Genomic DNA, 9,179 nt, shown 5'->3' with positions numbered 1-9,179 from the left:
GGATGAAGAGTTGTTTAAGCTTTTAGAAAATGTGAAAACCAAATATGGCGATCTGAATATGGCTCTGGTGATACCAATGGCATCTTTTCGAAAAACCATTTCTAATGTTTTCAAAAACATTAAAGGATTATCTCATAAAATGGTGATCGGACCTTCAGAAATAACCAAACAGAAATATGATTTGCTTATTGTTGATGAAGGACACCGTCTCAGAAGAAGGGTAAACTTGGGTTCTTATTTCGGGACTTTTGATAAAAACAGTGAGCTCTTAGGTTTAGATAAAATGACCTCATCTGAATTGGATTGGATTCAACTACAGAGTGAAAAATCGATTATATTTTACGATCAGTTTCAATCGATCAAACCATCTGATGCTAGTCCGGAGAGTTTCTACGTTTTAAAACAGTTACCAAGTACCCGTAATGAAAAGTTAAGCACGCAATTCAGAGTAAAAGGTGGAAATCAATATGTAAAGTTAGTTCATCAAATGTTTGATAAAGCAGACTTTACCGAACAAAAACAACAAGATACGGGATTTTATGATCTAAAATTGTTTGATGATTTAAATGAAATGGTTGAGCAAATTCATTTAAAGGAAAATCAGAGAGGATTATCAAGAATGGTCGCAGGATTTGCATGGGAATGGATCTCAAAAAATGATCGGTCAAAATTTGATATCGTAATTGATGATACCTCATTACAGTGGAACAGTATTGTAACAGATTGGGTAAATTCGTCCAACGCAATCAATGAGGTTGGTTGCATACATACTACGCAGGGTTATGATCTGAATTACACGGGAGTCATAATTGGACCTGAACTGGACTATGATTTTACAACCAACGAATTAGTGGTCTATAAAGAAAATTACAAAGATAAAAACGGTAAAAACTCAATAAAAGATCCGAAGGTTTTATTGGATTATGTAATTAATATTTACAAAACCATTCTACTCAGAGGAATTGAAGGGACCTACATTTATGTCTGCAATCCAAATTTGAGGAAATACTTTGCACAGGGGATTCCGTTATTTAAGAATTCTCAAGATGAGGTAAACACCTATACTATAGTTGATGCTCCAAATGAATTTACAGTTCCTTATTATGATCTTGAAATTGCAGCAGGAAAGTTCTCTGATTTGCAATCAGTAGAAGAAGTAAAATTTATTGAATTGATGAACATCAGCAATCATACTGACTATTTTGTCTGCAAAGTAGTAGGAGAGTCTATGAACAAAGTCATTCCAAATGGGAGCTTATGTTTGTTCAAAAAATATTCAGCAGGCAGTCGGAATGGATTGATCACCTTGGTAGAAGGTAATGATATCTTCGACAGTGAAACTGGCGCAAACTATACGATAAAGGAATACACAAGCAAAAAAAATATTGATGAAGAGGGGTGGCATCATGAAGAAATTTCTTTAAAGCCTTTATCTACTCAGTCTTTTGATTCAATTGTCTTAAGGGATGAGGAGACGATGGATTTTAAGGTGATTGGGGTATTTGAGAAAGTGTTATAATTAGATTACTATTAAATAGAACATTCCAAACCAAGTAGAACAATATGATACAATTTACAGAAATAAAGTCTTCATTTAATATTTCGTGGGGTTACAAAATTGACCCTATATACAGAGTAGTTGGTAAGAAGGAACATCTTGATGACTTTTTCGAAAATGGGAACATATTTATTTCCAGCTTTGAAAATTTTAAAAATTATGATGATGAAATGCAAGGTGATATCAGCGAAGGTCAAAGCTTAATTGGTGGTTTCGACAAAGATGGTAGCGAAGTATTTGTATCGTTACGTCAGGATTTATTGAGTAATCTGTATCGTTATTTCAGGACAAGACACTACTTTTCTTGTCCTTTATCTCTCAAATAATGATAAGTTTCAACTTGGGAACGGATTTCTTTGTTGTCGGTTTTTACATACTCATTTCGCAATTTTTTGTCGAGAATTCTGGCTTTTACATTGTCGCTTAACTGAATTTCTAGTTGGTCTTTGATTTCTTTCTTTAAGTTTTTTTGAGTGATTTTTGCAGCCGCTTCAATGCGGTAATCCAAATTCCGGGTCATCCAGTCGGCGGAAGAAATATAAATGTCTTCACTTCCCTTGTTGTAAAAATACATCACGCGAGAATGTTCTAAATACTCATCAACAATACTTATGGCAGTAATTTTCTGTTTGAAATTCCTTTGATTCATTGCGCAATAAATGCCCCGAACAATGAGTTTTATAATGACTCCTTCTTTTGCAGCTTCATAAAGTTTTGTAATCAAATCTCGGTCGCTCAATGAATTTACTTTAATGATAATGAGCGTTTTTCTTCCGGCTTTTGCTTCTTCGATTTCTCTGTCGATATGGCCGATGATTTTTTCGCGCATGAATTCCGGGCAAACCACCAGGTTTTTACAAGATTTCAAAGCGGGAATTAAATCCTGTTTTGGTTTTTTTAGAACGGTAAATATTTTATTAATATCTGCCATAATTCCTCTGTCAGAAGTCATTAATAAATGATCGCCATAGATTTTTGCCGTTTTTTCATTGAAGTTTCCGGTACTTACAAATCCGTATTGAAGGGTTTTATTATGAACTCTTTTTTTAATGACACAAAGTTTCGCATGAACTTTTTTATTGGGAATTCCGAGCAATACTTTTACCCCTTCTTGTTCCAGAATTTCTTTCCATTTTAGATTATTTTCCTCATCGAATCTTGCGCGAAGTTCTAGCATTACCGTAACTTCTTTGCCATTTCTTACGGCATTAATTAAAGCGTTGATGATTTTCGAATTGCTTGCCAATCGGTACGCAGTAATTTGTATCGATTTCACATCGGGATCCATGGCTGATTCTCTTAGTAAATCGATCACTGGCGTGAATTTGTGATAAGGAAAAGTGAGTAGAATATCGGTTTTCTGAATCACGTCGGTTATTCTTTTTTCTACCAATTCCGGATGATCAAAAGAGGTTCTTTCGACTGGTTTTTTATAAGTTTCAAACACTTCTGGAAACTCCATGAAATGTCGAAAATTATGAATTTTCCCACCCGGAATAATGCTGTCTTTTTTTGTTAAATGGAGTTTTCTGATCAGGAATTCCAAGAGTGCTTTGTCCATGGCTTTATCAAAAACAAAACGAGTTGGTTTCCCTTTGCGTCGGGATTTAATTCCTTTTTCTATTTTCTCGGCGAGGGTTGTTTTAATGTCGTTATCCAAATCAAATTCGGCATCTTTGGTCACTTTAAAACAATGTGCTTCAAATTCTTCATAACCAAAATAAGAGAAAATGTGAGGCAAATTAAAGGCAATTACGTCTTCTAACAACATCACATTTTTTTCATTTTTACCATTAGGAGGAAGCAAAACAAATCTTCCTAAAGTGCGAGAAGGAATTTCAATAATCGCAAATTTACTTTCATATTGAAATTGTTTTTTTCGCATTGCCACTCCTAGATAAAGAGATTTGTCCCTTAAATAGGGCATCGGCGAATTATCATTTAACAAAATCGGAATGACGTTGCTTTCTACAATTTCATCAAAATAGGCGGTGACAAATTTCTTTTGAGCAGCGGTTAAGTTCTTTGCAGTTTTAATGAATACTTTCTGTTCTGCCATTTCGACTTGGATTTTTTTCCAAGTTTTTACAAAATTTTGTTGTTGGTGAATTACCACTTCATTGATCTTTTGCAAAATTTTTGTCGGTGGTTGATAAAATGATTCGGTGATGAATTTATCTTTAAAATCCATCGCTCGCTTTAAACCAGCTACTCGAACGCGAAAGAACTCATCGAGATTATTAGAGAAAATTCCCAAAAAACGGATTCGCAAATGCAAGGGAACATTCTGATCCATGGCTTCTTGTAAGACTCTTTCGTTGAAAGAAAGCCAGGTAATATCTCGGGGATTAAACTGATTCGACATTTTTTTAATTATAATCTCAAAAATAGAGATTTTGGTCGGGTTTTTAATGGTTTTCTCATTAAATAATAGCAATATTATTCATATTTTGTAGAAATAGTTTGCCGAAACTTTGGTATATTTGAGGGAAATACAAAGAGTAAAATGAAGTTTTTAGTTGATGATGATTTAATGAACAAGACGAAAGCAGAATCTAAAAGATATTACAAAGGTGATATTATTTTACATGAAGGCGATCGTTCCCAATGTTTTTTTTATTTAAAACGAGGAGAGCTTTCTGTTTTTAATTTAACGGAAAAAGGAAAAGAACTTTTGCAGCATAAAGTGAAAGAAGGTCATTTTTTTGCAGAACCTGCAATTTTACTGTGCGAGCCCGTTCCTGGGAATGTAGAAGTATGTTCTGATAAAGTTGAAATCATAAAAATCGAACGAGAACGCTTGATTGCTTATTTAAAAGAGTACCCCGAAAAGCTGTTTGATTTTACGATTTCAATTGCTAGAAAATCGATAAAGAAAAGTCATTTACTCAAACAGATTGTTTTATTTAATCCGGAAGATCGTATTTATCAGCACCTGCGTGATTTTAAAAGTGAAAATGGTTGCATTGATGAAAAAACCATGATTAATTACACAAGAAAAGAAATTGCACACATGACAGGATTGAGAATTGAAACCGTTATTCGAACCATTAAAAAAATGGAGAAAGATGGAAAACTCGAGATTGTGAATGGGAAAATCTTCATTTAACTCATGACGAGAATCATATTTGTAACTCGTTTTTTCAGCATAATTTTGTAGGATGAAGAATATTATTTTTTGGCTGCGATTTTCAGTTCTTAATTTTTTGGTCGTGGCGGTATTGGGTGTTTTGATGCGTTATAAAATTGCTTATTCACTACCAATAGTCGATCAAAAACATGTGCAGGAAGCACATTCTCATTTCGCGTTCTATGGCTGGATTACCCAAGTAATTTATGTTTTGATGATTCGGTATTTGCACGGTGTTCTGTCTGAGCAACAATTAAAAAAATACCATACTTTATTGATTGTTAACGCTGTTTCGGCGTATATCATGATTCCGAGTTTTGTTTATAACGGCTATTTCTGGCTGTCAATTATAGCATCAACCGCTGCGTTGTTGACCAGTTTCGTCTTTTTCTTTTTCTTGATGAGAGATTTGAGAAACAATCAGGATTTAGTAAAACCTTGGTTTTTGGGAGGTTTGTTTTTTGCCGTTATTTCTTCGGCGGGTGTTTTTGGATTGAGCTATATGATGGTTTCAGGTAATCTGACCCAAAACTTATATCTTGCTTCCACTTATTATTATCTTCATTTTCAGTATAACGGATTTTTTATTTTTAGTTGTATCGGATTGCTTCTTCAATCATTAAAGGAAATTGGATCAGAAATCGTTGAAAAGGAAAATAAAGTAATTTTCTGGCTCCTATTTATCGGCTGTTTAATTGGCTTCGGACTTTCTGTACTTTGGATGAAAATGTCGCTCTGGATTTTTGTCGCAATTATATTGGCAGCAATCGCTCAAACGATAGGCGCGGTAAAATTGTACATCTTGGTGAAAAGAAATTGGGTAAAATTAGCACTCCATTTTTCTGCATTGCAACGATTTGTGTTGATGTATGTTGGCTTTGCATTTTTCGCAAAAATAGTTTTGCAATTAGGATCTACTATACCAGCTTTGAGCCAGTTTGCTTTTGGATTCAGGAATGTAGTGATTGCCTATCTGCATTTAATTTTGTTGATGTGTGTGTCGGTATTTTTAATCAATCAAATATTGGCAACCAACGTTTTTAAAATGACCAAACCGGTTATTATTGGGCTTAAACTTTTACTCTTAGGGATTTTCCTAAATGAGGCGGTTTTAGGATTGATGGGCGTGTTTTCTATTAAATATATTTCTATTCCCTTTACGCCGGAAATTTTGTTGGGAGTTTCTTTATTAATACTGATTTCGCTAGGAATGATCTTGCTAAATTTAAAGAAGAAGTCTTCATTATAAAAAAGTCTTTCCAACTAGAAAAGACATCAAAAAAGCTTGCTGAAAATTAACTTTCGGAAAGCTTACAAAACATTAAATTTAAACGATTACTGGTCTCTTTAATTTGGAAGAATTACGCTATCTATTACCGATTCTTGATCTTCTGCAACTGCTTCTGAGTCAGTAGTTTTGGTTGTGGCTTCCGTGGTTTCGGTTTTTGTGCAAGATGATAAATCGAGGGGAAACCACGGCGAGAATCATGATTGGTTTTTTCATAGCTCTTATTTTATTTGTTAATTTTCTGGAAGTACAATTGGATAAATTTCCTTTTTAATTTGATATAAAATTAAGCTGAAATATTGGCAAACTGCTATGACTGTAAATCATATAGTATACAGCTAATTAACTGAGTTTTATCAGTTTTTATAATGCGTTTTAAAGAACTTCATTTTAATAAATGAAAAGAAATCTACCAGAAATCGAAGATTCGACAAGATCAAAAGAAACAAAATGTTTTAAGAGAATATTTAAAAATTCTTCGAAAATCCCATCTAAATTACTTCCTTTAGGATTGGGAAATGAATTTGATTTATTCTAAAATTGATTTTCAATTTCTACACTTGCACCATCCATTTCGCCTTGCATTGGCGGGTTGGTTTTGGTCATTTTTATTTTAATGAAAGAAATTTGCGGAAAGGCTAGTTTGATATTTTTCAAAATTCTTCCTGCAACATGTTCCATTAGTTTCGACCGAATTTTCATTTCTGCGTGAATAAGATTGTTGATTTCGGCGTAACTTATCGTATCGTTCAAATCATCGGTTTCTGTAGCTTTCCAAAAATCGGTATGAATTTCTACATTCAAAATATAATACGTACCGATGATATTTTCTTCGGGAAGAACGCCGTGATAAGCGTAGATTTTCAGGTTTTCGAGGAGAATTTTTGAGGTCATTTTTTGAAGGTTTCTAAAAAAGTAGAAAATTTTACGATCGAAGTTTTTTCAAATTTTTCAATTTCCAGTAAATCCTTATCGCCAGTTAATAGAAAATTTGCTTTTCCGTCTTTTGCCAAGGACAATAGAAAATCATCATTTGGGTCTCTACATATTTTTACTTTGCTTTTAACATTAATAAAATCGATATATTCATCAAAAACAAGTAACATTTCTTCCAATGCATTTTCAGAAAAATATTTTTGAAGTTTTGGTTTTGAAATTGTTGCTTGAAGTTCACTTACAAGTTCGCTGCTGAAAAGTATTTTGCAATTTTATTGAATAAAATGGGCTCTATTTCATTCAGTTTATTTGAAATAATAAAACTGATCCAAAGATTGGTATCAATTACAAGTTTTAAATTTTTAGTTTTTGGCATATCTTTCCGCTCTCACTTCATCTACAGTTTTTGAGATTTCATCAAGGTTTGGAACACGACCTGCATTTTTTCTCATTTTCTTTAAATATTCCTGTAATTTTGATTTAGGTTCATCAGAAATTTTTATAAGATTAAGTTCCTGCAATTGTTTTATTAATTGCAGTGCTTTGGGATTTAATATTTCGATTTTTAAAGCGTCCATAATATCAAAGTTAAGAAAATTGTTTAACAAAAATGATAAAAACTATTTTGGAATTCTTTTGCTTTGCTTTTTTATTAAAAGTCACATTAAATATATGTATGGAATTCTGCTGCTTTTTCTAAATCTGCTTGAACTTCTATATTTAAAATATAATATGTCTCGATGATGTTTTCTTCGGGAAGAACGCCGTGATAAGCGTAGATTTTTAGGTTTTCGAGGAGGATTTTTGAGGTCATATTTTAAAAAATTTGAAGAAATTGTGTTTAATATTTACTCTAATTCTTTAATTTTAGTCAAGGTTAAAGTTTGTTCATAATTCTCGTCATTCATTTTTTCTGGTCGCTTTCCATCAAAGCTTAAAAGCATTAAAAGTTTAGTGTGATGAACTGGAACAATAATTCCAAGTATTCTGCCTTTTTCTTGATTGTCTTTTAATGCAATTATATCAATTTGAATTGGACTTTTTTCTGAATTAATTTCATATTTCATTTCTCCCTTTTGTCCATTATTTGAACCTCCATGAATTATGAAATTTTTCCCTTCTATTTCTTCGCCATTGACTGTCATTGAAACATATCCATCTTTGGAAAAGATTGTTTTACTTTCGTTACTCCAATAATCACTCGAATTCCAAACACCAACAATATCAAATTTAGTTTCTTGAGAATAAAGACTTATGAATGTAAAAATTGTTAGAAATAATGTTATAATTTTTTTTTTCATAAATGTTTTTTTAGGATTATTTTAATTTACTTCACACTTTTACTCAACTCCAGCATCGCTTCAATCGGTTTCAAAGCTTTCAAACGCAATTCTTCATCCATTAAAATTTCTGGTAATTCGTATTTCATGCAGAGATAGAGTTTTTCCAGCGTGTTTCTTTTCATATAAAAACATTCGGAGCAGTTGCAACTTTCATCAAAAACCAATGCAGGAATCAGTTCTTTGTGCGGTGCGCGTTTTTTCATTTCGTGCAAAATTCCTTCTTCGGTCGCAACGATAAATTTCTGGCAATCGTCTTTTTCAACAAAATTTAATAATGCAGAAGTAGAACCGATGAAATGTGCCAAATCCAAAACCGAAGTTTCACTTTCTGGGTGCGCAATCAGTTTTGCATCGGGATTTTCGGCTAATTGTTTTGCAATTCTTTCCATCGAAAACGCTTCGTGAACGATGCAACTTCCGTCCCACAAAATCATATCGCGACCGGTTTTCTTCGCTAAATATTTACCTAAATTTTTATCGGGTGCAAAAATAATCGGGCGGTCTTTTGGCAAAGATTCAATAATGGTTTCTGCGTTAGAACTCGTTACGATAATGTCGCTTTCTGCCTTAGTTTCTGCGTTGCAATTGATATAAGTTGCGATTAATGCGTTCGGATATTGTTCGCGCATTTTTCTGAGACCTTCACCGCTGCAACCGTCTGCAAGCGAACAACCGGCTTGTGTATCGGGAAGAACTACTTTTTTGGTTGGGTTCAAAATTTTCGCTGCTTCCGCCATGAAATGAACGCCACAAAACGCAATCATATCGGCGTTGGTATCTTTTGCAGCTCTGGCTAATTGCAGAGAATCACCCAAATAATCGGCAATATCCTGAATTTCGGCAGGTTGATAATAATGCGCCAAAATCACTGCGTTTTTTTCTTTTTTAAGATCTAAAATGGCTTTTACCAAATCTTCACCTTTA

10 protein-coding genes and 1 pseudogene are annotated in these 9,179 nt (G+C 33.3%); 4 read left to right on the top strand and 7 right to left on the bottom strand.

The window, feature by feature from the left end:
- Together WBY99_RS05225 and WBY99_RS05220 are read left to right on the top strand one after the other, a co-directional pair.
- A partial coding sequence (locus tag WBY99_RS05225) for a DNA/RNA helicase domain-containing protein (RefSeq protein ID WP_423975279.1) occupies positions 1 to 1,519 on the top strand: 1,519 nt, incomplete at its 5' end.
- A 44-nt stretch (positions 1,520 to 1,563) separates the two neighbouring features.
- Positions 1,564 to 1,884, top strand: coding sequence for a hypothetical protein (locus WBY99_RS05220; RefSeq protein ID WP_423975278.1), 321 nt, complete (start codon positions 1,564 to 1,566; stop codon positions 1,882 to 1,884).
- On the opposite strand, the gene ppk1 is transcribed toward WBY99_RS05220, so the two are convergent.
- Positions 1,854 to 3,923, bottom strand: a complete 2,070-nt coding sequence (gene ppk1 / locus WBY99_RS05215; protein WP_423975277.1) for a polyphosphate kinase 1 — start codon at positions 3,921 to 3,923, stop codon at positions 1,854 to 1,856. The two genes, WBY99_RS05220 and ppk1, sit on opposite strands and share 31 nt — an antisense overlap.
- 141 nt (positions 3,924 to 4,064) lie before the next feature.
- Between ppk1 and WBY99_RS05210 the strand changes: the two genes are divergently transcribed.
- Together WBY99_RS05210 and WBY99_RS05205 are read left to right on the top strand one after the other, a co-directional pair.
- Complete coding sequence (locus WBY99_RS05210) at positions 4,065 to 4,667, top strand: Crp/Fnr family transcriptional regulator (protein ID WP_423975276.1); 603 nt, start codon at positions 4,065 to 4,067, stop codon at positions 4,665 to 4,667.
- Positions 4,668 to 4,719: 52 nt separating this feature from the next.
- Positions 4,720 to 5,937 carry a hypothetical protein gene (locus WBY99_RS05205; protein WP_423975275.1) on the top strand — a complete coding sequence of 406 codons (1,218 nt, stop codon included), beginning with the start codon at positions 4,720 to 4,722 and terminating at the stop codon, positions 5,935 to 5,937.
- Positions 5,938 to 6,510: 573 nt separating this feature from the next.
- On the opposite strand, the gene folB is transcribed toward WBY99_RS05205, so the two are convergent.
- The 6 genes and pseudogenes from folB to nadA form a co-directional block, all read right to left on the bottom strand.
- The gene (gene folB / locus WBY99_RS05200; protein ID WP_423975274.1) at positions 6,511 to 6,870 is read right to left on the bottom strand and encodes a dihydroneopterin aldolase; all 360 of its coding nucleotides are present in this window, start codon (positions 6,868 to 6,870) and stop codon (positions 6,511 to 6,513) included.
- Positions 6,867 to 7,175: a putative toxin-antitoxin system toxin component, PIN family gene (locus WBY99_RS05195; protein ID WP_423975280.1), complete on the bottom strand. Its 309-nt coding sequence runs from the start codon at positions 7,173 to 7,175 to the stop codon at positions 6,867 to 6,869. Before WBY99_RS05195 ends, folB begins: the two co-directional genes overlap by 4 nt.
- A 99-nt stretch (positions 7,176 to 7,274) precedes the next feature.
- Positions 7,275 to 7,490 (bottom strand): hypothetical protein, encoded by a 216-nt coding sequence (locus WBY99_RS05190; protein WP_423975273.1) that lies wholly within the window; start codon positions 7,488 to 7,490, stop codon positions 7,275 to 7,277.
- A gap of 104 nt (positions 7,491 to 7,594) precedes the next feature.
- Positions 7,595 to 7,726: pseudogene (locus tag WBY99_RS05185) on the bottom strand (dihydroneopterin aldolase); the annotation flags it as partial.
- Positions 7,727 to 7,760: 34 nt separating this feature from the next.
- Complete coding sequence (locus tag WBY99_RS05180) at positions 7,761 to 8,213, bottom strand: hypothetical protein (RefSeq protein ID WP_423975272.1); 453 nt, start codon at positions 8,211 to 8,213, stop codon at positions 7,761 to 7,763.
- Between the two features lie 26 nt (positions 8,214 to 8,239).
- Positions 8,240 to 9,179 (bottom strand): quinolinate synthase NadA (nadA, locus tag WBY99_RS05175; protein WP_423975271.1); only part of this gene is annotated, 940 nt, incomplete at its 5' end.

Source organism: Kaistella sp., assembly GCF_049588135.1.
In the GTDB taxonomy this organism is placed as follows: Bacteria; Bacteroidota; Bacteroidia; order Flavobacteriales; family Weeksellaceae; genus Kaistella.
This window is presented reverse-complemented; position numbering and strand designations above follow the sequence as displayed.